This window comes from Streptomyces sp. NPDC101490, from assembly GCF_044767145.1.
Classification (GTDB): Bacteria; Actinomycetota; Actinomycetes; order Streptomycetales; family Streptomycetaceae; genus Streptomyces.
The window spans coordinates 78,776-100,588 of sequence record NZ_JBIWNI010000003.1; the positions used below are offsets into that span (position 1 = coordinate 78,776).

Here is a 21,813-nt window from a genome sequence, read left to right on the forward strand (position 1 = left end):
TGCCGGAAGCCCCGGCACGAAGAACCCTTTTTGTACAGGTGGGCCAAGGGGCGCGGGACCGCGCCTCGGTACCCTGATGCCCAGTTCCGCCCACCGAACCGAGTCGAAGAAGGCACCGCCGTGACCGTGACACATCCGCTCCTGGACCTGGCCCCGCTGACCGCCGCGCACTTCGCGTCGATCGAGCGCCGGGTGGCCGCGCTGCTCTCCACGGAGCAGGACGTGGTGATCACCCAGGGCGAGGCGCTGCTCCCCCTGGAGGGCTGCATCCGCAGCGGGGCGCGGGCGGGTTCGACCGCGCTGAACGTGGTCACCGGCCCGTACGGGCAGACCTTCGGCAACTGGCTGCGGGACTGCGGCGCGACCGTGGTGGACCTGGTGGTGCCCTTCCACACGGCGGTCACCGCCGCGCAGGTGGAGCGGGCCCTCGCCGAGCACCCGGAGATCGACTTCGTGTCGCTCGTGCACGCGGAGGCGGCGACCGGCAACACCAACCCGGTGGCGGAGATCGGTGAGGTCGTCCGGGCGCACGGCGCGCTGTTCTACCTGGACGCGGTGGCCTCGATCGGCGCCGAGCCGGTGCTGCCGGACGCCTGGGGCGTGGACATGTGCATCATCGGCGCGCAGAAGGCGATGGGCGGCCCCGCCGGTGTGTCGGCGGTGTCGGTGAGCGCGCGCGCCTGGGAGCGTTTCGCGGCGAACCCGGCGGCGCCGCGCCGCTCGTACCTCTCCCTCCTGGACTGGAAGGAGCGCTGGATCGACGGCGGGCGGAAGACGCTGCTGCACGCGCCCGCCCAGCTGGAGATGCTGGCCCTGGAGGCGTGTGTGGAGCGGATCGAGGCCGAGGGTCTGGACGCCCTGATGGCGCGGCACGCCTCGGCGGCGGCGGCGACCCGGGCGGGTGCGCTGGCGCTGGGCGGCGGTCTGGAGCCGTACGTGTACGAGGCGGCCGACGCGGCCCCGGTGGCGACGACGCTGCGCGTCCCGGCCGGTACGGACGCCTCGGAGCTGGTGGCGAAGGCGCTGGCCGCCGATCCGTCGCTGCCGCTGATCGCGGGTGGCGGGGCGCTGGCCCAGGAGATGATCCGGGTCAACCACTACGGGGTGGACGCGACTCCGGGCGCGGTGCAGTCCTCGCTGGCCGCGCTGGGCGCGGCGCTCGGCGAGACGGGCCGCGCGGTGGACCTGGAGGGCGCGCGCCGGGCGGTCACCGAGGCCTGGTGAGACACGCCCCCGGAATCTGCCGGGGGGCGGTACGTCGTCGTACGGCGGAGGGCGGGATCCGGTCGCGGGTCCCGCCCTCCGGCGTGTCCGGGCTACAGGGCCGGGTAGTCGACGTATCCGCGCGCGTCGCCGCCGTACATGGTGCTGGGGTCCAGCGGGTTGTAGGGGCCGTCGGTGCGCAGCCGGGCGGGCAGGTCGGGGTTGGCGACGAAGAGCCTGCCGAAGGCGACGAGGTCGGTGGTGCCGTCCTCGACCAGGGCGAGGGAATCGGCGCCGGTCGGGCCCTCGGTGGCCGGGTTGAGGATGAAGGTGCCGGTGAACCGCTTGCGCAGGTCGAGGACGAGGGGGCGGCGCTCGGGGGCGGTCTCCAGGACGTGGAGGTAGGCGATGCCGACCGGTTCGACGGCGTCGAGCAGGGCCGTGTACAGCTCCTCGGTCTCCGTCTCGGAGATGTCGTTGAGGGTGTTGGCCGGGGAGATGCGCAGACCGGTGCGCTCGGGGCCGATCTCGGCGGCGACGGCCCGGACGACCTCGGCGGCGAAGCGGATGCGGTGGGCGACCGGGCCGCCCCACTCGTCGGTGCGGTGGTTGGAGCCGGTGGCCAGGAACTGGTGGATGAGGTAGCCGTTGGCGCCGTGGACCTCGACGCCGTCGAAGCCCGCCTCGACGGCGTTGCGGGCGGCGGTGGCGAAGCCTTCGACGGCCTCGCGGATCTGGTCTGCGGTGAGTTCGCGCGGGACCGGGTAGTCCTTGGGTCCCTCGGGGGTGAAGACCTGTCCGGCGGCGGCGACCGGGGAGGGGGCGACGGGGTGCAGGTCGCCGTCGAGGAGGTCGGGGTGGCCGATCCGTCCGGCGTGCATCAGCTGGGCGAAGATCCGGCCGCCGCGCGCGTGGACGGCGTCGGTGACCTCGCGCCAGGCGGCGATCTGCGCGCGGCTGTGCAGTCCGGGGGTGAAGGGGTACCCCTGGCCTCCGGGGACCGGCTGGACGCCCTCGGTGATGATCAGTCCGGCGGTGGCGCGCTGGGCGTAGTACTCGGCGACGAGCGCGGTGGGGGTGCGGCTCGTGGCGTCGGCGCGGCTGCGGGTCATGGGTGCCATGGCGATGCGGTTGGCGAGCCGGGTGCCGGCGAGGTCGACGGGGTCGAAGGCGGTGGTCATGGCTGTCCCCTTCACAATTTATGTGGTCGGCCAACTATCTGGCCCGGATGCCACTGTAACCCATTGCTTGGCCGACCAAGGTAATCTGGGGAGAAGCCGTCCCGAGGAGTCCGCATGTCTGGAAACGACCCCGTCTGTACCGAACCGGCGCCGTCCGCCGCCCGTGGCGGGCCCGTCGGCGTCGCCCTGGCCCGGGTCGCCCGGATGCACCGGATCGCCGCCGGACGCGGACTGCGGGAGCTCGGCCTCTACCCCGGCCAGGAGATGATGATGATGCGGCTCTGGGACTGCGGGCCCGTCCGCCAGTCCGAGCTGATCCAGTCCCTCGGCCTCGACGCCTCCACGGTCACCAAGATGCTCCAGCGCCTGGAGCAGTGCGGCCATGTCCGGCGCGGCCCCGACCCGGCCGACCGGCGCGCGGTCCTGGTCGAGGCGACGGAGGAGGGCCGGGCGCTGCGGGCCGGGGTCGAGGGCGTCTGGACGGACCTGGAGGCGCTCTCCCTGCGCGGCCTGCCCCCGGAGGAGCGCGCGGAACTGGCCCGGCTGCTCGGCCTCGTGGCGGAGAACCTGCGCGAGGAGGCGGGCGAGGCGGGCGAGTGCCCGACGGGGCCGGGGAACTGCTGAGGACGTGCCGGGGGGGGGGGGGGGGGGGGGGGGGGGGCCCCCCCCCCCCCCCCCCCCCCCCCCCCCCACCCGGACATCGGGCCGGACACCGGGCCGGGTCGGACTCGGCGCCGGGTCGGGCCCGGGCGGGCCGGGTCGCGGGAATCCGGTCGGTCAGCCCGCGAGGACGTCCAGGACGCGGTCGACCTCCGCCGCCGTGTTGTACAGGTGGAACGAGGCGCGCAGGTTGCCCGCGCGGTCCGAGAGCAGGATGTCCGCCGCACGCAGCGCGTCCGCGCGGTGGCCGAGGCCGGGGACCGCGACGACCGTGGAGTCGTCCGCGACCGGCTCGTGCCCCAGGGTGCGCAGACCCGCGCGGAAGCGGGCCGCGAGCCCCTTGTCGTGGGCCTCGATCCGCTCGATGCCGACCTCTTCGAGGAGCGCGAGCGAACGGGCGGCGCCGTGGTAGGCGTGGAAGACCGGCGGCTCGTCGAAGCGGCGGGCGGAGCGGGCGAGTTCACGGACCGGGCCGTAGCTGTTGACCCACATCTCCTCGCCGGTGACCCAGTTGGCGTGGATCGGGAGCAGTGAGTCCTGCGCCTCCTCCGTGACGGTGAGGAAGGACGCCCCGCGCGGACAGAGCAGGTACTTGTAGCCGCCCGCCACCGTGTAGTCCCACTCCCCCGCGCGCAGCGGCAGCCAGCCGGCCGACTGGGTGGCGTCGAGGAGCGTACGGGCGCCGTGGGCCGCCGCAGCGGCCCGTATCGCCGCCAGGTCGGCCGTGCGCCCGTCCGCGGACTGCACGGCGGAGAAGGCGACCAGCGCGGTCCCGGGACCGATGGACTCGGCGAGGCGTTCCAGTGGGACGAACCGGGTCTTGAGGTCGCCCCGGATCGTGAAGGGGGTGAGGACGGAGGAGAAGTCCCCCTCGGGGAAGAGGATCTCGGCCCCGGCGGGCATGGACTGGGCGATCATCCCGCAGTGCACGCCGACGGAGGTGCCGAGGGCGACCCGGTCGGTCCCGACGCCGACGAGCCGGGCGTACGCGGCGCGGGCCTCGGCCACGACGGAGAAGCTGCCCGCGCCGTCGGGGCGGCCCTCGGCGGTCTCCCGCGCGAGGAGCGTGACGGCCTCGACGGTACGGCGGGGCAGCAGCCCGCAGGCGGAGGTGTTGAGGTAGGTCTTCGTCGGCGCGAACTCGGCGCCGCCGAGCGGCTGGTCCAGGGATTCCATGGGTTCAGCCTGGATTCCCGGCGATCACCCGTCAATCACCCGACGCCTCGGACCGGCCCGGGCCTGCGGAGCTCTGCCCCGTGGGTGCCGGGGGCCCGGGGCCCGAGGCCGGGGGCCCGGGGCCGGGGGCCCGGGGGTTCCGCTCTCTCCCCGGCACCCCGGCCCCCGGTCGTTCAGGCTCCCGGGACCTCGCAGGTGCCGTCCGGGCCGCAGGCCTCCGCGTCCCCGCCGACCGGCTGGAGGGCCCGGCCCTGCCATGCCTGCTCCAGCGCCTGGGTGAAGACCTCGGCGGGCTGGCCGCCGGAGACGCCGTAGCGGCGGTCGAGGACGAAGAACGGGACGCCGTTGGCACCCAGCTCGGCGGCCTCGCGCTCGTCCGCGCGCACGGCGTCGGCGTACGCCGTCGGATCCGCGAGGACCGAGCGGACCTCGGCCTCGTCCAGACCGGCCTCGACGCCGAGCGCCAGCAGGGTGGCGTCGTCGAAGACGGAGCGCTCCTCGGCGAAGTTGGCACGGTAGGCCAGGTCCAGGAGTTCGCTCTGCCGACCGCGCTCCTTCGCCAGGTGCAGCAGACGGTGGATGTCGAAGGTGTTGCCGTGGTCACGGCCGTCGGTCAGGTAGCCGAGGCCCTCGGACCGGGCGTTCGACGCGACGTGCGCCTCCATGGCGCGCGCCTCGTCGAGGGTGCGGCCGTACTTCTCGGCGAGCATCTCCAGGACGGGGCCCTTGTCGTCCTTGGCACGGTTCGGGTCGAGCTCGAAGGAGCGGTGCACCACCTCGACGTCGTCGCGGTGGGCGAAGGCCGCGAGCCCCTGCTCGAACCGGGCCTTCCCGATGTAGCACCAGGGGCAGCCATGGACCAAGGGAACCAGACCGGCCCTGACCTGCGGAAACAAGGGATCTAGCAGTCCACTCCCTAGTCCCGGGCCAGAGCTGGACGGCCTACGGCGAATGGACCCCTGATGGAACGCGAAGACCTCCCCAACCTGCGGGCGCTGGGATTCGAAGACGACGAACTCAAGACCCTCGGACTCTGGGACGTGGTCACTGGCGACCCTGCCGACCTGGCAGAGATGTACGTCCGGCGCAGCAAGAAGAAGGACACCCTTAGCGCACTGCGGGAACAGGTTCGCCGCATGTGCTGGCACGCCGGACAAGAGGGAAAGCGAATCCGGCACGTCTGGTTTGAACAGAAGAGCGCCAGCAAGGCTTACGTCCGGCGCGAGGAATTCGAACAGGCAACGGCCGCAATCACGGGCGCTGGCCTGTCCAAGACTCTCTATGTCTTCAAGACCAGCCGCCTTTCCCGTCGGGGCATGGGTCAGGTCGGTCTCTTGCTCGACAAGTTCGAGGAACGGCAGGCCCGTATCTACGTCGTCGCGGAGAACATTGATTCCCGACGGAGCCGAATAGTGCTGGCCATCCTCAGCGAGCAAGCACGGGAGCAGGCCGCAGATATCAGTGAGTTCGTGAAGATCAGCATTGATGGCAATAAGTCAGACGGACGCTGGACCGGCGGAGTGACGCCATTCGGTCTCTACTCCCCCAAGGGTTCCGGCAAGCTCAAGCGTCATCCTGCCGAGTACCCCACTGCGCGCCGCATCGCTGAATATCTTCTCAACCGCCTGACGCCGGGCTGGATTGCCAACAAGCTGAACAGCGAGGGAATCCTCACACGTCACGGCAAGAAGTGGACAGGGCCAGGAATTATCAGCCTTGCGCACTCCGTCACGTGGGCTGGCCTGGTGGCCAATCGGGAAAGGATGCTGGATGAGAACGGGAAGGACGTAGGCAAGTACCACAGGGGCGGGGTTCCTCTTCTGAACCAGCACGGCCACCCGGTTTCATGCGGCGAAGGGGTTATCACGTTCGCGGAGCACGTGAAGATCAAGGCCATTCTTGCTGAGCGAGCACAGCCGGGAACCAGCATCGGAGATAAGACACGCGGAAAGCGGGAGATCGTTTCTCTTCTCTCCACCACTCTTCGCTGTGGTCTGTGCAATGGACCCATGGGCAACGGAGGCATCAATTACCGGTGCTACGCCCGTCAGGTCGAAGGCCCTACTTCCTGCAAGGGAGTTTCAACGGATCGCAAGCGCGCCGATGCCGCCGTTACGACGATGTGGCTGAATCATATTCTGCGGCTCTCCCCGAACTCCCCGACCATCCTGGCCATTGCGAAAGACTGGCTGGCGTACAACGACCCGGACAAGGAGGCGCGCAAGGGTCACGTCAGCGCCGCTCTTGAGTCGGCAGTGGGCCGGGAAATGAAGCTGGAAAAGGAGTTCTTCGTACTAGGCCGGATGGATGAGCAGAAGTACGACCGACTTCGGGAACAGGTGGCGGCGCAGATTGCGGAACTGAAAGCCGAACTGGCGGAGCTATCCCAGGAAGCCGACCTTACGCCCCTGATGGACCCGCTTTCGCTGGCCGAACTCTGGGAAGACGCCAGAGTTGGCGGGCAGCGCGCGCTACTCAAAGCCGCATTGAAGGGAATTACGCTGGCCTCCGCTAAGTACCGGGGCGACCGGACGCCAATCATGGACCGACTGGAACCCGACTGGCGAGACGACAGCGTCAATCCGGCAGAAGAAGCCGCATGGGACAGGCGGGAAAAGCGGCTCGCTCAAACCGCCGTCTGATCCAGAGCAACGAATTGGCACCAGGCCCGGCCGAACTTTGGCGAGTGAGACCGGGCCTGGTGTCCCTCAAAGGGAAGGCACCAGGATGTGGCACGCGCGGAGTTCGAAGCACAGCGCAAGGCGGAAGAAGCAGCGCGGTTCCGTGAAGTGGAGTGGCGGCACATCACGCGCCACCTCGAAGCCCTGTACGGCGCCGTAAGGGCCGGGGACGACTCCCGAGTACACCCGACAGCGCACCAGACGGCTTGAGGCCCTACAGCAGGCACTCATGGGCTTCCCGGCGGCGCTGGCCGACTAGCGCAAGCCACCCGGCAACAGCCCCCGTTGGCCCTAGTGACCGGCGGGGGCTTTTGCATGTCCACCAGGGCCGCCGGACGGCATACCGCGCACAAGCCCCTGAGCGGCCCCCTGAGTGCCTTCTAGCCCCTCATGGCCCCCCGAAAGGACCAGTGGACTCCCCCTGTGTCCCCCTGGGGCCGCTCAGGGCTTCCGGGGTGGGGCCGTGGCGGACAGCGGGAATGGGGGCGGAAATCGCCACCGTGTAGATAGGTTTTCCGACCCCCCGTCAGAAACACCTTCCGACCTGCATGAATGTAGAAGTGTAGAAGTGCGCCCCACTTCCAATCTAAGTCCCACACATAGAGAGCAATAGCCGGACCGGCCTCACTTCCTACACTTCTACACACCGAGAATGCCCCGAATTCCTTAATCCGTGTGACGTGCGCCACATTAGAATTCCATCATTCTGCTATTTGTGCAGGTCAGGGGCCTATTGACCGCTCCCCGTTAGGCATTCCACTCACTAGGTTTCCGGTGTAAGGGGAAGTTAGCCCTTCGCGGCGAGTGGCATCACTCCGACTCGCTTCCTGTACTCCGTCGTGCGTCGGAGCGCTCAGCGCATTACGCACAGTCCAACGGCCCTATCCGGGTTGAGCCTTACAGCGGTAGTGATGCCCCGCTGTGATGGTTCCTCGGGTAGGGCCGTTTTTTGCTATCCCAGAAGGCATCACACCATGACTACAGCACGTTCGGAATACAAGGCAGCGCACAGGCGGGTGGTCGAAGTCAAAGGACCAGCCGGACATCATCCCTGTGACTTCTGCGGGAAATTCGCCAACGAATTCAGCTATGACCACATTGACCCGGCGGAAACGTACCGGGACGGCTTCCTATGGAGTGACAGCACGGCGCATTACCGACCGCTCTGCGTGCGCTGCCATAGGGCCTATGACCGCGCTTTCCGGCAGTACGGCAAGGTAGGCCTTCCTGCCGTTGCTGAGGCGCTACGCGAAGCCGCACGGGATCACTTCGAAGAGCGCCGCAAGGTTGTCGAGAAGTCGGCTGAGTCCCTGTGGCGCGCCCGTGAAAGTGCGCTTGCTGGCCGCAAGGAACGTCGCTCTTCGACTGAGATTGCTGCCACGAAGGCCGCTCAGGAACTAATGAGCCGCACCTACGCACATGGGCCGTCCGGCATTTCGCCAGATGAGATGCGGGCTTCCTGGGCTCGTTGGTCGGCAGGCGTCATTTAAGACCAGGGCAGGGGGCTGTGATTGAGCCATGCGCAACCCTGGAAAGCGTTTCGTAGGCATTCGACCAAAGGACCCGGCGTTTCATGGCCGGGTGTTCTACCACTACTGACCATCTACGGATATCCGTAGGTGGCTAACCTCTGAAAGGTTTTTCCATGACTGACACGCCCTGGTACATGGTTTCGGGTGCTACCGACACGAGCGCCACCGACAAGGGGAGTCCGGAGCGCAACCGAAAGCATGTTGAGTCCATTGCCGCTTCGGCCAGCGCTGAGGCTGATGCCGTTGTCACTCACCTACGCAACTCGGAGGCAAGGGGCGTAGATATCCACCCGTCCCTGCGTATGGCTATGGGATACACCGTGAACGCCCGCAAGGCTGCCGCTCAGCTAGGCGACGCTCCGCAGCAGCAGGCCAGCGTGAGCCCTGAGGACATCACCCCGGACCAGCGCATTGCGCGCGGCTACGGTTCCACCAACTAACCACGGAGGAAAGCATCATGACCGCGATTGACGTTGAGAAGGCGCTCAAGGCCGCTGAGGCGGCTGCCGCGAAGCTGGCCGAGGCTGAGGCTGTCCGGCAGGCTGAGAAGGCCGCTGAGCGCGCACAGAAGGAACGCGAGCTAGCCGCCCAGTTCCTCAAGGACCGAATGGAGATTGAGAAGCAGGCTAAGGGAGACAAGCCCAGCGCCGATGAGATGGCGACCGCGCTTGAGGCTGGGACTCTTAACGGCCTGGTTGTCGAATACCTAGCCCGGCGTGATGCCGTCGATACCATCCGTGCTCATGCCCACCATTGCGCAACGTTGCTTGGGGACGACACGTGCAATGTTCCTGACCTTCGCTACGTGGACCCCTTGGAGGAGCTGAGGCGCTGGCAGGAAGACGCGATTTATGCACTTCGGCGCAGGCGCGGGGATTCCCTTGTCGCTGAGGCGCTGGCAGCGTACAAGGTGGACTAGGAATGACCCCTGACCTACTTGACCCGGGGCCAGACTACAACGGCCAACCCGCCTATCTGGTCTGGCCCCGGGATGCCAATGGAGCGCCGTGTTTCGCTGACACGCACAGACCGACGGATGTGGTCTTTCCTCAGCCTGGCGGAGCGCCGGTAGTCCGGGGCGTGGTTTGGCAGCGTGGCGCCCTGGTGGACCTCACCCACTACGACGCTGCCGGTAATCCGCTGGCACCGCCGACCATTCCGCTAGACGCGCTACGGCTGATGTGGGCTGACCACTATGGCTGATAGCCCGTTCTGTGAGCTGTGCACTGAGGACGGCCTAGGCGTGCCAGCGGACGTGAACTGTTTCTATCCGCTGGTACGCGCTCAACTAATCGCCCGGGGCATCCGACCGGATTACCCGGGCTACCGAAAGTCACTTTGCCTGGCGGGCTACCGGGCATGGAAAGGCATTAATGACTAGCTATTTCGACAGCGCAAACCCGATTGATGAGACGCTGTTGCAGCCGGGCCCCAAGTGGGATTACCCCAACTGGCCCCGAGATGCTGAAACTGGGGAACCGCTGACACCTTCCGCTAAGTACGCCCGGGGTGCCACCGGCGAGCTTTACCGAATTGAGAACAGCAGGGCTTACCCGCTCGACCACGGGGTGGCGATGATTTCCCCTCCCGTCGTTCCGCCCGCGTGAGCACTTAGGGCCGTGTTGCTGGAACTCCCCACCAGCGGCACGGCCCTTTCGTTACCCGCAGGAATCCTTCAATGCGCCATGCCAGGCTTTTTCCTCCCTGCCGCGCTTCTCTGCGTCGGCAAGGGGGTCCCTCCCCGGGGTGTGCTGCCGCAACCAGGCACCCTCAGCCGGCGAGAATCTCCACCCTTTCTGACCTGCTCTTTTCCCTGACAGCCTGTTCGCTAGCGTGTGTGCTGGCGTGAAGGAAAACGCCCATGCTCGCTGACGACTGCGCATCCTCGCACGCTGAGGCGCTGGCCCAATCACTGAGATATGCACTCACCTACGCCGACGAACTGAGCGGCATTCTCACTGGCGGAAATGCCGATCCGGAAAAGGCGGCACGCCTGGTGCAAGCCATTCGGAACATGCTGTGCACTGCGGAGGATGAGCTAGACCCACTGGACGACGTACAGCAGGAAATGGACGCCGTGGCAGCAATCCGGAGGCTCAGCGATGCGGAGCTATTCAGCGCCATTGCCGACGCCCCCACCTCCGGAAATCCGTAGGTGCCCCTGCCTCCCGAAGGGACTCCCCTCTTATGCCCAGCCTCCCCCGGCGGCGCTGCACCATGACCCCTAACTGTCCCAACCTGGTAAGCGGTAAGGAACGGGCCTGTAGCGATCATGTGCACATGCTGACTTCCCGACGTGCCGAGAAGGGGACCAGCGCATACGGCAAGGACTGGCCGCGTAAGCGTGCGGCATTCCTCTACCTGAATGCGTGGTGCGTGTTGTGTGATCAGCCGTCGAAGGTGGCTGATCACTTCCCGCTGAGCCGAAAGGAGTTGGTCAAGCGTGGCGTCTCCGATCCGAATGCACACGAGTACCTGAGAGCCCTTTGCGTGCGCTGCCATAACCGAGAGACAGGCCGCAATCAGGCTGGTGGTGTTGTGGCTGAGCGTCAGCGGCAATCACAGGCTCAGCGTGAGTGGGAGCGCTGGACCACGAAGAGTGAATCGGAAGACGACGTTCCGCCTTTCTGAGTCGCGCCAATTCGACTTCCTGACGTATCGTCAGACCGTACCCCTGGGGGGTGACCCCCTCCGGGCCTCACAGAAGCGCGGCAGGGAGGGAAAAAGCTAGCGCCGCAACTCGAAGCCTTTGCGCGGAGGTATCGACCCTCTTTTGATGCCCTGGTCACTCGCTGCCCGGGGCTTTCCTATGCCTTGAGGGTGACCACGTCCTAGGTCGATAGCTGGAGGTCTGCCCTCTTGCGCTGTCCGCCCCGTAGGGGGGAGGCTCGTGCACGTTGGTGCAACCCACTCGACAACGGGAGCGGACATGGCCCTACGGTTCATTGGCATCATCCCGAACAGCCCTGACACGGACTCGCCCACGATCTGGCTCGATGACGAGACCGGTGATCTTCTGATCCAGTCATACAAGGCGACCGAGGAAGAGGTGCAGGCGTGTAAGGAAATCGGTTCCGTTCCCGGTCATTCCTCGGATGTGCCGGACCACGAGACGATCATCCGTCTCCCCAAGGTCATGCTCCAATTCATCCCCCGGCCCGACAGCGAGTAAGAGGCAATGACAAACCCGGTACTTGAGGGCCTGATCAAGGCCAAAGAGTCGGCCGTGCACCTTGAAATGCGCGACGCCTACCAACCCAACGACCCCGAGTTCATTTCCTGGCAGAAAGGAAAAAGGCTTAACCCTGCTGATCGCTCCTCGTGGTGGCGTCCTTTTCTGGACGTGGTAACTGAGGTGACGGGGCGCGGGGTTGTGATGCAGCGCGCCCGGATCGTTTCCGAGCCGGTGACGGACTATATCCGGTACGAGCACGATGTGACGTTTCCAAACGTTGCGGCTGGGGAGCAAGTTCGTTGGCTGCCTCGCCGGAATTCAGCGAATATCGCGCTCCCCGGTACCGATTTCTGGATGTTCGACGGCGAGAGGGTCCTGTTCACCTACTTCTCTGGAATTGGCGAAGTGGTTGATCGTGAGTGGTGCACTGAACCGGCCGTCGTCGAAATGGTGAAGTTGGCGTTTGGATCGGTTTGGGAACGGGCCACGCCTCACGGGGAATACCGGGTTCGCTGATTTCCTATCATGGCCGTCTCTCCATCTTCCAGCGCACAGCAGGCCCGGCAGGCTCTAGCTGATCGACTCGCTGAGCTTTGCCGGGATGCTGGTCTGACGGGTCGCGATATCGCCGAGCGCTGCGATTGGCATCCGTCCAAGTCTTCTCGAATCATGAACGCCAAGACACCCCCGTCCGCTGACGATATTCTGGCCTGGTGTCGGGCGACCGGCGCGGAGGATCAAACCGCCGATCTCGTTGCCTTCCTGAGGACTGCCGAGGGTGCGTGGATCGGTTGGCGAAGAATGGAACGCACGGGCCTTAAGCAGGCTCAAGAAGCGCGCTTGCCGCTGTACGAACGCACTCGGCGTTTTCGTTGCTATTCCTCGTGGCTCGTGCCGGGATTGATCCAGACACGCGAATACACGGAAACTGTTTTGCGCGCGGTTCAGCGGAGGCGCGTGGAAATTGACGACGTTGCCGAAGCTGTTGCCGCACGGATGGACCGCCAGCGTGTGCTCTATGAGAGTGGCCGCCGCTTTGCGTTCCTCTTTGAGGAATCCGTACTGCGGAACGGCCTAGGTGAAACCGATGTACAGCTTGGCCAACTCGGCCACCTTCTTACGCTCGGCTCGCTTTCCAATATCAGCCTGGGAATTGTGCCTATGCGCCTTGCCCGGTCACGAATGCCGGTCGAGGGGTTTTGGATCTTCGACTCTGCACAGGTCAACGTCGAGTTGGTCTCTGGGTACCTCACGATCACGCAGCCCAGCGAAGTGACCATGTACGCGGAGACGTTCGCCGAGCTGGCAGCCTTGGCTGTCTACGGTGACCCTGCTCGCGCGCTGATCTCATCGGCCATGGATGCACTCGGGTGATTGGCGTGCAACCTCGTGCAATCTCCTGTGAGTTGATGTTCCCTCCCTCCTAGCTTGGTCGTCATCGGACCACGTGAGGGGACGGCGACCATGGCAAGCACGACGCAGCAGCCCGAGACCGACGCAAGCCGACCGGAGTACACAACTTTCGCCCCGTCGGGGGAGACGTGCCCGGCGTGCCGGAAGCCGATCAAGTCCCTGGAGCGCTGCCGCCGGGGTGAGATCGAAAGGCAGTCCGCTGGTCCGGCCGTGGTCTATCGGCACATCGACTGTGACGACCCGCAGGGGCTTAAGCGGTGACGGTTCCCGTGAGGCTCCAAAAGCGCCGTACGCGCCCGCTACCAGCCCCAATGCTGGTCAGCCTCATAGACGACCCTGACGGGCCATACAGGGACTCTCCAGAGGGCTGGTGGACGGAGGGAGGCGGAGCGCTGGACATGCGTTCCGGGTTGGTCTACTTCCCGCCCGGCAGCGACCCGCCCCTGTCCCCGTTCCGTACCGAGGAGACGTGAGAGCCGTGCGCGGGCTGGTGGTGGGTCTTGCCGCTGCTGCGTGGGTCTACGCCGTCGCCGTCATCGTGGCCCGAGGCTGGGCCGCCTAAATCTCCGTCCCTGCCGGACGCATATCCGCAGAGGTGTTCCCCCACCAGGAAACCCCGGCAGGGGCGGCTCAATCTCCATTCCTCACGGGATGGGTAGCTCCGGGGGGGCTCAAGCAAGAGCTAGCACCCCGGGCACCGTGCTCCACTTCGACAAGGAGGAACACAGGAATGACCGCTGTAGCGAATGGCCTCAAGACCGGCCGCTCTCTGGTGAGCGCCGACCTGTTCGACAGCATCGCGGAATTCACCGTGATGCACTTCGGCTACGACCTGGAGAAGGCGGAGCGCGCGACGGATCAGGCGCTCGCGTTCCTCGCCACGGTCGGCACGGCTACGGTCAAGATGGTCCCCAGCGACGACGTGGACGGCGCGCTTCACTCGTTCATCCTGCACACCGCCGACTACCGCGAGTTCTGCGAGACGTACGCGGGCCGGTTCCTGGAGCACAACCCGCGCCCGGGTGGCGGTGGTCGGGTCCTGGAGGAGGTGCAGGCGACCGCGCACGCCATCAAGGCCGGTGGGTTCACGGTCACGGATGAACTGTGGACCGTGAACGGCGAGAATGCCGCGCAGTGTGATGCCGACTGCGGGCGGGACTACCGGGCGGTCTGACAACCGTCTGGCCAGCACAGGGGAAGGGGTCGGTCCTCAATCGCGAGGATCGGCCCCACTGTTAGAGGGTGAAGAATGATCTTTGAAGGGCCGTACGATCCGCCGTCCGGAGCGCTCCAATTGCTGAATCCGGGACCGGCCGAACTGGTGCTCAACCGGCGCGGCTCTTCCGTGTGGAAGGTGAAGACGGAATCCGGTCCCTACGCGGTGAAAGTCGGCTACCCGAGTCGAACGCACGCATGGACCGCTCTGGCACCTGCCCGCGAAGCGGCTGTTCTGCGCCAGCTCACCCGTGATCAAATCTTCAGCGGAGAGTGGGAACACGGGACGTGGGGCGCTCAGCCGTGGCGACGCGGGGAGAGCCTCTATGACCGATGGGCACCCTGTCGGAACGAGGAGGCTGAACCGAACGTCGGAGACGCGCTTTCATGCGCCGTGGCCCTGTCGGCCCTGCACGGAGCGGGATGGACGCACGGGGACGTACAGCCTGACCATTTCCTTCTAGGGGAGTCCGGCGGCGCGTTCCTAATCGATCTTGCGCTGTCCAGCGGGGGCCGGATTCCCCGCGCCTATGACTTCCCATACCGGGGCTGTCTCGTCCACTACGAAGCGCCGGAAATCTCAGCCAGCGTGTTGGATTCAGGAACAGCAACGCCGACGCAGGAAGCGGACGTGTACGCGCTGGGGGCTGCCCTGTTCATCAGCGCGACGGGATGGCGGCACGTGGCTTACCCGGACGACGCTTCCAGGGAAGACCAGCGGTGGGCCATCGTGGCGGGCCCTCACCGACCGGTAGAGGTACCTGGAGTCTTGGGAGGTCTCATCCCCCACATGCTCAGCCGTTCGCCCGTCAACCGGCCTACCAGCGCCGAGGTCTGCGAGACCCTGAGCGCGGCCCTGTAGGCCCCCTGGACGGCCCCGTCTGTGCGCTTCCCCCGTGGCGCATGGGCGGGGCTCTTTGGTTGCCTCAACTGCGCTTCTTCACATAGGCAGTTGGGGCAAATTCCCCGCAGGTCCGGCCCCCCGCGATAAGATCTGGTTCTCTTGGTTCACGGGCAGGCGATGTCGCTCCAGATCTCGACGCGCATAGGACTTCTCTCCGAGGGGTACCGATGGTCGGACGGGTGTTCCCCGATGGAACGTCCCCACCTGCCCGAATCATTCCCGGGGCTCCCCGCCGCCCGCCCTCGACGGAGCGACGGCGGGCAACGGCCCGAGTGCCCGTGTCCCGGACGGACGCCCTGCCGGTGCGGCACGCGCACCGGGGCGCGACCACGGTTGTCGGCCGGTGCGGCACGCGGCTTGCCCAGGACATCGGAGAACTCGGTCCGTCCCCGTCCCCGTCCGCGTCCCCGTCCGCGCGTGGCCGACTGACACCGTCGGACGATAGCGGGGGGCGATGACGGGGGCGATGACGACGGGGACGGTTTCGACCGGCAGGGAAGCTGCTTGATACACGTGGAGCAGTAACTTGTACTCATGGCTGAGCACTTGGGCGACCGACTGAGCAGACTGCGGCGGCTTGCCGGCCACACGCAGGAAGGACTGGCGGAGCGCTCCGATGTGTCTGTCGATGTGATCCGGAAGCTGGAACAGCACCGCAAGCACAGCGCACGCCTGCCGACGCTCCATTCGCTGGCCCGGGGCCTCGGGGTGGAGCTGACCGCCTTACTCGGTGACCCACCCGCCGTGCCGTCCAGCGGGGAGGCCGACCCGCCCCAGTTGGTCGCCGTACGACGCGCGATCATGCCGCCGCTCTTCGCCCCACCCGTCGAGCCCGCGGGCGCCGAGGCGCTCTCTCCCTCCCTCCTGAGGGCCGAACTCACCGAGGCTTGGACGCTGTACCACGCTGCCGACTTCGGCCGCCTCATCGATGCGCTGCCGGGCATCATCGCGGACGCACGGCTCATGGCCGCGGTGGGCGGACCGGAACAACGTGCCGCCGGACAAGCAGCACTGGGGAAGGCTCTGCAGCTGGGGGGACACCTGGCCATCCGGCTCGGCAAGACCGATCTTGCGCTGTCCGCACTGGAACGGGCCCATCTCGCCGCCGGGGATTCGTCGGACCCGTTGCTCGCGCCCATGGTCTCCAACTCCGTCGCATGGGCCTACCAGCGGCAGGCCCGCCTGGACGACGCGCGGAACCTCGCTGTTCACGCTGCGGACGGCGTGGAGAAGGAGCACACCCACACATCGGAAGGCATTCGTGTGTGGGGTGCGCTGCTGATGTCCGCAGCCACCTCCTACGCCCGGAGCGACGACTACGCCACCGCCAACGACATGATGACGACGGCGGAGAAGGCAGCCGGTCGGCTGGCCGGGCTCCCACCCCCCGTGGACGGCAAACTCGTCTCTGTATTCAGCCGGTCGTCCGTCCGCATCGAGCGCGTCCGCCTGGCCGTCCAGCACGAGCGGCCCGAAGAGGCTCTGAGGCTGGCCGAGGGAATGCGCCTCTCTTCTGACATCCCACCCTCCTGGCGCACTTGGCTGCTCCTTGACGTGGCACGGGCACACACGGATGTGGGTCATGCCGAAGGCGCGGTGAAGGCCCTTGAGTCGCTGCGGCGGGTGGCCCCTGCCTGGATGCGCCACCACACCCTCGCCGTCGCCGTCGTGAGCGACCTCTGGGCCGGTCCGTCCCGGCCGGTCGGCCTGCGCAAGCTCGCCGAGTTCCTGGGAGTCGATCAATAGCGTCGACAAACTGGGACGTTGCATCCCTGTAGCGGTTCGTCCGACGGCGGGAGAGTCCTCCTACGACGTACTGAGGGGACGGCGATGAGCGAGAACACCAGGGAATCCGTTACGACGGAACTGGCGAAGGCAGTGACGGAGCTGACCACGGCGCTGGAGCGACGTGCGCAGCGTCCCTATCCACCGATTCCTGATGAGCGGAACCCGTTCCCGGCGTGGTCCGACCCGCCGGACTGGGTTCCGCGCGGCGGGTACGTGATGCCGACCCGCCCGCTGCTGCGGCGGGTCTACTTCGGTTTGTGGGCGAGCCTGTGACGGCCCCCGGGAATGCGGAACAGCCGGAGCTCGGCTCGATGGTCACGGACGGGCGCACGGGTGCCGTGGGGCGGTTCCTGGGAGTCGTGACGGGTCTCTGCTGGATTCGCCCCGTCGGCAGTGGTGACGCGTGGACCGCCGCGAAGGAGGACGTTCGACCGGCGACGGCCGAGGAGACCGCACGGGCCCGGCAGACGCACGGGTGGGAGCACTGGTGAGCCGTCGCACCCTGGCGCACGCCGTGTGGAAGCTGAGCGCCGATGACCGGCCCGGGGTTCCCGTCGCCGTGTTCCGGATGGAGTGCGCTACCTGTCATGAGGTGTCCACGGCAGCCGACGGCGACGGCCGTCCGGCACAGACGTGGTCGCTCGCCCACACCGGCATGAACCCGGGACACCGTGGCTTCAAGCTGCGTACGGAGACCTACTGGCGCGTCGAACCCGGGACGGGCAACCCCTATGGGGAGGTCCGCCCGTGACCCGGCCCGCCGCGTCCGGTTCCACGTCACACACCGGCCCGACCCGAGAACTCTCGTATGCCGGTGAACTCCGCCCCGCCGGTCCGGGTCATTCCGTTGCGGGTCCCGGTGTGAGCCGGAGCACGAGGTGGTCGCCGTCGCGGGGGCGCTCGGGGTCCGGAATCCAGCCGTGGGCCGCGTAGAACGCCAGGGCCCGTTCGTTCTTCTCGAAGACCTCCAGGCGTACGGAGGGGGTCCCGGCGGCACGCCAGACGCGGACGCAGGCGGCGTGGAGCGCGGTGCCGACGCCGGACCGCCAGCGGGCGGGCAGCACATGGAGCTGGGTGAGGTGGGTGAGGCCGTCGCGCTCCCCGTACGCGGCGACGCCCACGAGCTCCGCGTCGCGTTCGGCGCAGAGCACGGTCCCGCGCCCCACGGCGGCGGCCCAGCCCGCCCGGGAACGGTCCACCTCCCCGGGCCCGAGGAACTCGGCGTCCGGCAGGTGGCCCCGGTAGTAGGTGGCGCGGGCCTCGGTGTGGAGGGCGACGACGGCATCGAGATCGGCGGCGGTGGCGAGTCTGATCACAGCCCTACAGGACGCGGGAGCCGGTGACCCGGTTGCGGTGGGCCCCGGCCTCCCGGACGCGGGGTGACGCCCACCCGACGCGGCTCTGGGCCGGGGGCGCGCGAGGGTCCGACCGGCGTCGCCGGGGGCGGGGGCTCGGGGGGCTCCGGGGGCTCCGGGGGCTCCGGGGGCTCCGGGGGCTCCGGGGGCTCCGGGGGCTCCGGGGGCTCCGGGGGCTCCGGGGGCTCCGGGGCAGGAACGAGGCCCGCCCTCCCCTCAGGTCCCGGCGAAGCCCCCGACCCCTCCCGTTTCAGTGCCTCCGCACTCCCCGGGGGTTCCCGTCGCGGAGTTCCGGCGGGAGCAGGTGGTCCGGGGTCGACTGGTAGGTGACCGGGCGGAGCCAGCGCTCGATCGCGGTCGCGCCGACCGAGGTCGAGGTGGAGGTGGTGGCCGGGTAGGGCCCGCCGTGGTGCTGGGCGGCGGCGACGGCGACGCCGGTGGGCCAGCCGTCGACGAGCACCCGGCCCGCGAGCGGGGTGAGTTCGGCGAGGAGTCCGGCCGCCTCTGGGTCGTCGGCGCCGATGTGCAGGGTGGCGGTGAGGTTGCCGGGCAGCCGGGAGAGGACCTCCGCCAGCTCCGTACGGGAGGCGTAGCGGGCGACGACGGTGACGGGACCGAAGCACTCCTCCAGGAGGAGGCGGTGGCCGTCCTCGGTGAGCCGGGCGGCGTCGACGGCGAGGACTCCGGCGGTGACCGTGTGGGCGTCCGCCGCTCCGGGGGCGACGGGCGTCTTCACCCCGGAGAGCGCGGCGCGCCCGGCGACTCCGGTGACGAACGCCTCCCGCATCCGGTGGTCGAGCAGGACGGCCGGGCCGGTCGCGGCGAGCGCGTCGGCGAGGGCGTCGAGGAAGCGGTCGCCCGCCTCGCCGGAGGGGGCGAGGACGAGACCCGGCTTGGTGCAGAACTGGCCCGCGCCCAGGGTCATGGAGGCGGCCAGCCCCGCGCCGAGCTCCTCGGCGCGCTCCCCCGTCGCGGCGGCGGTGAGCACCACCGGGTTGAGGGAGCCGAGTTCGCCGTGGAAGGGAATGGGTACGGGCCGGGCCGCGGCGGCGTCGAAGAGGGCGCGGCCGCCGCGCACCGAGCCGGTGAATCCGGCCGCCGCGACGAGCGGGTGCCGGACCAGTTCCACGCCCGCGTCGAAGCCGTGGAGGAGGACGACGACGTCCTCCGGGAGGCCGCTGTCGGCGGCGGCGCGGCGGAGCAGCGCGGCGCACAGCGCGGAGGTGGCCGGGTGGTCGGGGTGGGCCTTGACGACCACGGGGCAGCCCGCCGCGAGGGCGCTGGCGGTGTCGCCGCCGGGGACGGAGAAGGCGAGCGGGAAGTTGCTGGCCGCGTAGACGGCGACGACGCCCAGGGGGATCTTCCAGCGGCGCAGGTCGGGCCGGGGCGGGGTGGCCCCGGGGTCGGGGAGGTCGATGCGCACGTCGAGGTAGGAGCCGTCCTCGACGACCTCGGCGAAGGCCCTCAGCTGGGCGGTGGTGCGGGCGAGTTCGCCGGTGAGCCGGACGGGCCCGAGGGCGGTCTCGGCGTCGGCGGCGGCCACGATCCGGTCGGCGGCCCCGTCGAGGGCGTCGGCGGCGGTACGGAGGAAGGCGGCGCGGACGGTCCGGTCGGCGAGGCTCTCCCGGACCGCGTGCGCGGCCCGTACGGAGCGGTCGACGTCCTCGGCCGTGGCCTCCACCGCGACCCGCTCGCGCTGCTTCCCCGTCCGGGGGTCCACGCTCCACACTGGTTCTGCCGCCACCGCCACGCCCCTGTTCGCTATTCTGAACACTGTTCCTGTGGATGAACGAGCATCCGTACGGGACTCTAGGGAGGGCCCGGCCGTCCCACAAGGGGCCTGTCCGGCCAGGCGGCCACCGGACGAGGGGAAAGGGGCGAGGGTCATGGTGACTTCCGACGCGGGCGGGGCACAGGTGAAGTCCGCGGTGCGGACCGTGGAACTGCTGGAGTACTTCGCGGGACGCCCCGGGATGCACTCGCTGGCCACGGTCCAGGAGGCCGTCGGCTACCCCAAGTCCAGCCTGTACATGCTGCTGCGGACCCTGGTCGAACTGGGCTGGGTGGAGACGGACTCGACCGGCACCCGGTACGGCATCGGGGTCCGGGCGCTGCTCGTCGGCACCTCGTACATCGACGGCGACGAGGTGGTGGCCGCCGCCCGGCCCACCCTGGACCGGCTCTCCGACGACACCGGCGAGACCATCCATCTGGCGCGGCTCGACGGCACCAACGTGGTGTATCTGGCGACCCGTCAGTCCCAGCACTTCCTGCGTCCGTTCACCCGGGTCGGGCGCAGGCTGCCCGCGCACTCGACCTCGCTGGGCAAGGCGCTGCTGGCCACCCACACGGACGAGCAGGTGCGCAAGCTGCTGCCGGAGACGCTGCCCGCGCTGACCGAGCACACCGTCACGGACCGCGAGCGGCTCATCGAGGAGCTGCGGGTCATCCGTGAGCGGGGGTTCTCGGTGGACCGCGAGGAGAACACCGTGGGGCTGCGGTGCTTCGGCGTCGCGATCCCGTACCGGACCCCGGCGCGGGACGCCATCAGCTGCTCGGTGCCGGTCGCCCGGCTGACTCCGGCCCATGAGCAGACGATCAAGGACGCGCTGTTCGACGCGCGGGACCGGCTGACCCTGGCGACCCGGCGGCTCTGAACCCGGGGCCGGTCCGGGCCCGGTCGGCCACGTCCGGTCAGCCGGATCCGTCGACCGCGCTCGTTCGGCCGGATCCGTCGACCGCGCTCGTTCGGCCGGATCCGTCAGCCGCGCTCGGTCAGGCGGATCCGGTCAGCCGCGTTCTCCGGTCAGCCGCGTTCGGCGAGCGCCGCACGCCAGACCGGGCTGTCCACGTAGTGGTTGTCGTACTGCTCCGAGGACGCCTTGATCTCCTCGAAGTCCGCCTCGCCGCGCATGACCCGGCCGAGCAGGCGCAGGTAGTCGAAGCGGGCCATGCCCGGGGTGAAGACGAACAGGACGTCCGCCTCGGCGCCGGGCGCCGCCGCGAAGGCGTGCGGGGTGTGCGGCGGGACGAGGAGGAAGTCGCCCTGCTCCAGGACGGACAGCTCCTCGCCCACCAGGACCTGGAGCGAGCCGCCGAGCACGTAGAACATCTCCGACGCCCTGGTGTGGAAGTGCGCCGGGGCGCCGACCGCGCCCTTCGCGAAGGTGGAGCGGTAGCTGGTGAGCTGTCCGCCGGTGCTCCCGGAGTCGGCGAGGAGGGTCATCACACTGCTCGGGTCGGCGGTGGTCTCGGCGGTGGCGGCGCGGGTCAGGAGCGGGGCGAAGGTCGTGTTCTCGTTCATGAGGACAACTCTAGGAGCCTATTGACCCCGGCAAGTGGTGCAATCAGGCAGAGAATTGTCGGGTCAATTCTGCCGCTCCATGCCCCGGCGACGGGAGTGGCGCAGACCCACGGGAGGGAGCCGGGGAACGCCGGAGGCCCACGGCGGGAGGCCCCGGAGACCGTGCCGGACCCACGGGAGAGGCCCCGGAAGGAGCGGTGGCCGGACATGCCGGACATGAAGGTTC

22 protein-coding genes are annotated in these 21,813 nt (G+C 68.3%); 16 read left to right on the plus strand and 6 right to left on the minus strand.

Annotation, left to right across the window (positions count from 1 at the left end; genetic code table 11):
- Window positions 1-126 precede the first annotated feature (126 nt).
- Entirely contained in the window at window positions 127-1,224 is a 1,098-nt protein-coding gene (locus ACIRQY_RS08050; RefSeq protein WP_403923844.1) for a pyridoxal-phosphate-dependent aminotransferase family protein, read from the plus strand.
- Between the two features lie 92 nt (window positions 1,225-1,316).
- On the opposite strand, the gene ACIRQY_RS08055 is transcribed toward ACIRQY_RS08050, so the two are convergent.
- Window positions 1,317-2,384, minus strand: a complete 1,068-nt coding sequence (locus ACIRQY_RS08055) for an alkene reductase (protein WP_403922943.1) — start codon at window positions 2,382-2,384, stop codon at window positions 1,317-1,319.
- A gap of 114 nt (window positions 2,385-2,498) precedes the next feature.
- On the opposite strand from ACIRQY_RS08055, the gene ACIRQY_RS08060 reads away from it, so the two are divergent.
- A complete protein-coding gene (locus tag ACIRQY_RS08060) occupies window positions 2,499-3,008 on the plus strand; it encodes a MarR family winged helix-turn-helix transcriptional regulator (RefSeq protein ID WP_403922945.1) in 510 nt (169 codons plus the stop codon).
- A 153-nt stretch (window positions 3,009-3,161) separates the two neighbouring features.
- Here the strand turns inward: ACIRQY_RS08060 and ACIRQY_RS08065 are convergent, their stop codons facing one another.
- Both ACIRQY_RS08065 and ACIRQY_RS08070 read right to left on the minus strand, forming a co-directional pair.
- Complete coding sequence (locus ACIRQY_RS08065) at window positions 3,162-4,220, minus strand: aminotransferase class V-fold PLP-dependent enzyme (RefSeq protein ID WP_403922947.1); 1,059 nt, start codon at window positions 4,218-4,220, stop codon at window positions 3,162-3,164.
- A gap of 173 nt (window positions 4,221-4,393) precedes the next feature.
- The gene (locus ACIRQY_RS08070; RefSeq protein WP_403922949.1) at window positions 4,394-5,083 is read right to left on the minus strand and encodes a DsbA family oxidoreductase; all 690 of its coding nucleotides are present in this window, start codon (window positions 5,081-5,083) and stop codon (window positions 4,394-4,396) included.
- 99 nt (window positions 5,084-5,182) lie between these two features.
- On the opposite strand from ACIRQY_RS08070, the gene ACIRQY_RS08075 reads away from it, so the two are divergent.
- From ACIRQY_RS08075 to ACIRQY_RS08135, 13 genes are all read left to right on the plus strand, one after another.
- Complete coding sequence (locus ACIRQY_RS08075; RefSeq protein ID WP_403922951.1) at window positions 5,183-6,862, plus strand: recombinase family protein; 1,680 nt, start codon at window positions 5,183-5,185, stop codon at window positions 6,860-6,862.
- 1,013 nt (window positions 6,863-7,875) lie between these two features.
- Window positions 7,876-8,391: an HNH endonuclease signature motif containing protein gene (locus ACIRQY_RS08080; protein WP_403922953.1), complete on the plus strand. Its 516-nt coding sequence runs from the start codon at window positions 7,876-7,878 to the stop codon at window positions 8,389-8,391.
- 155 nt (window positions 8,392-8,546) lie between these two features.
- Complete coding sequence (locus ACIRQY_RS08085) at window positions 8,547-8,873, plus strand: hypothetical protein (protein WP_403922955.1); 327 nt, start codon at window positions 8,547-8,549, stop codon at window positions 8,871-8,873.
- A 17-nt stretch (window positions 8,874-8,890) separates the two neighbouring features.
- The gene (locus ACIRQY_RS08090; RefSeq protein ID WP_403922957.1) at window positions 8,891-9,352 is read left to right on the plus strand and encodes a hypothetical protein; all 462 of its coding nucleotides are present in this window, start codon (window positions 8,891-8,893) and stop codon (window positions 9,350-9,352) included.
- 942 nt (window positions 9,353-10,294) lie between these two features.
- A complete protein-coding gene (locus ACIRQY_RS08095) occupies window positions 10,295-10,588 on the plus strand; it encodes a hypothetical protein (RefSeq protein ID WP_403922959.1) in 294 nt (97 codons plus the stop codon).
- A gap of 125 nt (window positions 10,589-10,713) precedes the next feature.
- The gene (locus ACIRQY_RS08100; protein ID WP_403922961.1) at window positions 10,714-11,064 is read left to right on the plus strand and encodes an HNH endonuclease; all 351 of its coding nucleotides are present in this window, start codon (window positions 10,714-10,716) and stop codon (window positions 11,062-11,064) included.
- 298 nt (window positions 11,065-11,362) lie between these two features.
- On the plus strand, window positions 11,363-11,605 hold the full coding sequence (locus ACIRQY_RS08105; RefSeq protein ID WP_403922963.1) for a hypothetical protein: 243 nt from the start codon (window positions 11,363-11,365) through the stop codon (window positions 11,603-11,605).
- Between the two features lie 6 nt (window positions 11,606-11,611).
- Complete coding sequence (locus ACIRQY_RS08110; RefSeq protein ID WP_403922965.1) at window positions 11,612-12,124, plus strand: DUF6879 family protein; 513 nt, start codon at window positions 11,612-11,614, stop codon at window positions 12,122-12,124.
- Between the two features lie 9 nt (window positions 12,125-12,133).
- The gene (locus tag ACIRQY_RS08115) at window positions 12,134-12,982 is read left to right on the plus strand and encodes a helix-turn-helix domain-containing protein (protein ID WP_403922967.1); all 849 of its coding nucleotides are present in this window, start codon (window positions 12,134-12,136) and stop codon (window positions 12,980-12,982) included.
- A gap of 769 nt (window positions 12,983-13,751) precedes the next feature.
- A complete protein-coding gene (locus ACIRQY_RS08120; protein ID WP_403922968.1) occupies window positions 13,752-14,195 on the plus strand; it encodes a hypothetical protein in 444 nt (147 codons plus the stop codon).
- 1,479 nt (window positions 14,196-15,674) lie between these two features.
- On the plus strand, window positions 15,675-16,886 hold the full coding sequence (locus ACIRQY_RS08125; RefSeq protein ID WP_403922970.1) for a helix-turn-helix domain-containing protein: 1,212 nt from the start codon (window positions 15,675-15,677) through the stop codon (window positions 16,884-16,886).
- 84 nt (window positions 16,887-16,970) lie between these two features.
- A complete protein-coding gene (locus ACIRQY_RS08130) occupies window positions 16,971-17,201 on the plus strand; it encodes a hypothetical protein (RefSeq protein WP_403922972.1) in 231 nt (76 codons plus the stop codon).
- 214 nt (window positions 17,202-17,415) lie between these two features.
- Complete coding sequence (locus tag ACIRQY_RS08135; protein WP_403922974.1) at window positions 17,416-17,679, plus strand: hypothetical protein; 264 nt, start codon at window positions 17,416-17,418, stop codon at window positions 17,677-17,679.
- Between the two features lie 88 nt (window positions 17,680-17,767).
- On the opposite strand, the gene ACIRQY_RS08140 is transcribed toward ACIRQY_RS08135, so the two are convergent.
- Window positions 17,768-18,244 (minus strand): GNAT family N-acetyltransferase, encoded by a 477-nt coding sequence (locus ACIRQY_RS08140; protein ID WP_403922976.1) that lies wholly within the window; start codon window positions 18,242-18,244, stop codon window positions 17,768-17,770.
- Between the two features lie 289 nt (window positions 18,245-18,533).
- Window positions 18,534-20,027: an aldehyde dehydrogenase (NADP(+)) gene (locus ACIRQY_RS08145; protein WP_403922978.1), complete on the minus strand. Its 1,494-nt coding sequence runs from the start codon at window positions 20,025-20,027 to the stop codon at window positions 18,534-18,536.
- 142 nt (window positions 20,028-20,169) lie between these two features.
- On the opposite strand from ACIRQY_RS08145, the gene ACIRQY_RS08150 reads away from it, so the two are divergent.
- Entirely contained in the window at window positions 20,170-20,940 is a 771-nt protein-coding gene (locus ACIRQY_RS08150) for an IclR family transcriptional regulator (protein WP_403922980.1), read from the plus strand.
- 149 nt (window positions 20,941-21,089) lie between these two features.
- Here ACIRQY_RS08150 and ACIRQY_RS08155 read toward each other — a convergent pair whose 3' ends face one another.
- Window positions 21,090-21,587, minus strand: a complete 498-nt coding sequence (locus tag ACIRQY_RS08155) for a cupin domain-containing protein (RefSeq protein WP_403922982.1) — start codon at window positions 21,585-21,587, stop codon at window positions 21,090-21,092.
- Window positions 21,588-21,813 lie beyond the last annotated feature (226 nt).

Coding starts and splice junctions, on each gene's coding strand:
- ACIRQY_RS08055 (WP_403922943.1), bottom strand. CDS start 2,384: ATGACCACCGCCTTCGACCCCGTCGACCTCGCCGGCACCCGGCTCGCC.
- ACIRQY_RS08060 (WP_403922945.1), top strand. CDS start 2,499: ATGTCTGGAAACGACCCCGTCTGTACCGAACCGGCGCCGTCCGCCGCC.
- ACIRQY_RS08065 (WP_403922947.1), bottom strand. CDS start 4,220: ATGGAATCCCTGGACCAGCCGCTCGGCGGCGCCGAGTTCGCGCCGACG.
- ACIRQY_RS08075 (WP_403922951.1), top strand. CDS start 5,183: ATGGAACGCGAAGACCTCCCCAACCTGCGGGCGCTGGGATTCGAAGAC.
- ACIRQY_RS08080 (WP_403922953.1), top strand. CDS start 7,876: ATGACTACAGCACGTTCGGAATACAAGGCAGCGCACAGGCGGGTGGTC.
- ACIRQY_RS08085 (WP_403922955.1), top strand. CDS start 8,547: ATGACTGACACGCCCTGGTACATGGTTTCGGGTGCTACCGACACGAGC.
- ACIRQY_RS08090 (WP_403922957.1), top strand. CDS start 8,891: ATGACCGCGATTGACGTTGAGAAGGCGCTCAAGGCCGCTGAGGCGGCT.
- ACIRQY_RS08095 (WP_403922959.1), top strand. CDS start 10,295: ATGCTCGCTGACGACTGCGCATCCTCGCACGCTGAGGCGCTGGCCCAA.
- ACIRQY_RS08100 (WP_403922961.1), top strand. CDS start 10,714: ATGCTGACTTCCCGACGTGCCGAGAAGGGGACCAGCGCATACGGCAAG.
- ACIRQY_RS08105 (WP_403922963.1), top strand. CDS start 11,363: ATGGCCCTACGGTTCATTGGCATCATCCCGAACAGCCCTGACACGGAC.
- ACIRQY_RS08110 (WP_403922965.1), top strand. CDS start 11,612: ATGACAAACCCGGTACTTGAGGGCCTGATCAAGGCCAAAGAGTCGGCC.
- ACIRQY_RS08115 (WP_403922967.1), top strand. CDS start 12,134: ATGGCCGTCTCTCCATCTTCCAGCGCACAGCAGGCCCGGCAGGCTCTA.
- ACIRQY_RS08120 (WP_403922968.1), top strand. CDS start 13,752: ATGACCGCTGTAGCGAATGGCCTCAAGACCGGCCGCTCTCTGGTGAGC.
- ACIRQY_RS08125 (WP_403922970.1), top strand. CDS start 15,675: ATGGCTGAGCACTTGGGCGACCGACTGAGCAGACTGCGGCGGCTTGCC.
- ACIRQY_RS08130 (WP_403922972.1), top strand. CDS start 16,971: ATGAGCGAGAACACCAGGGAATCCGTTACGACGGAACTGGCGAAGGCA.
- ACIRQY_RS08150 (WP_403922980.1), top strand. CDS start 20,170: ATGGTGACTTCCGACGCGGGCGGGGCACAGGTGAAGTCCGCGGTGCGG.
- ACIRQY_RS08155 (WP_403922982.1), bottom strand. CDS start 21,587: ATGAACGAGAACACGACCTTCGCCCCGCTCCTGACCCGCGCCGCCACC.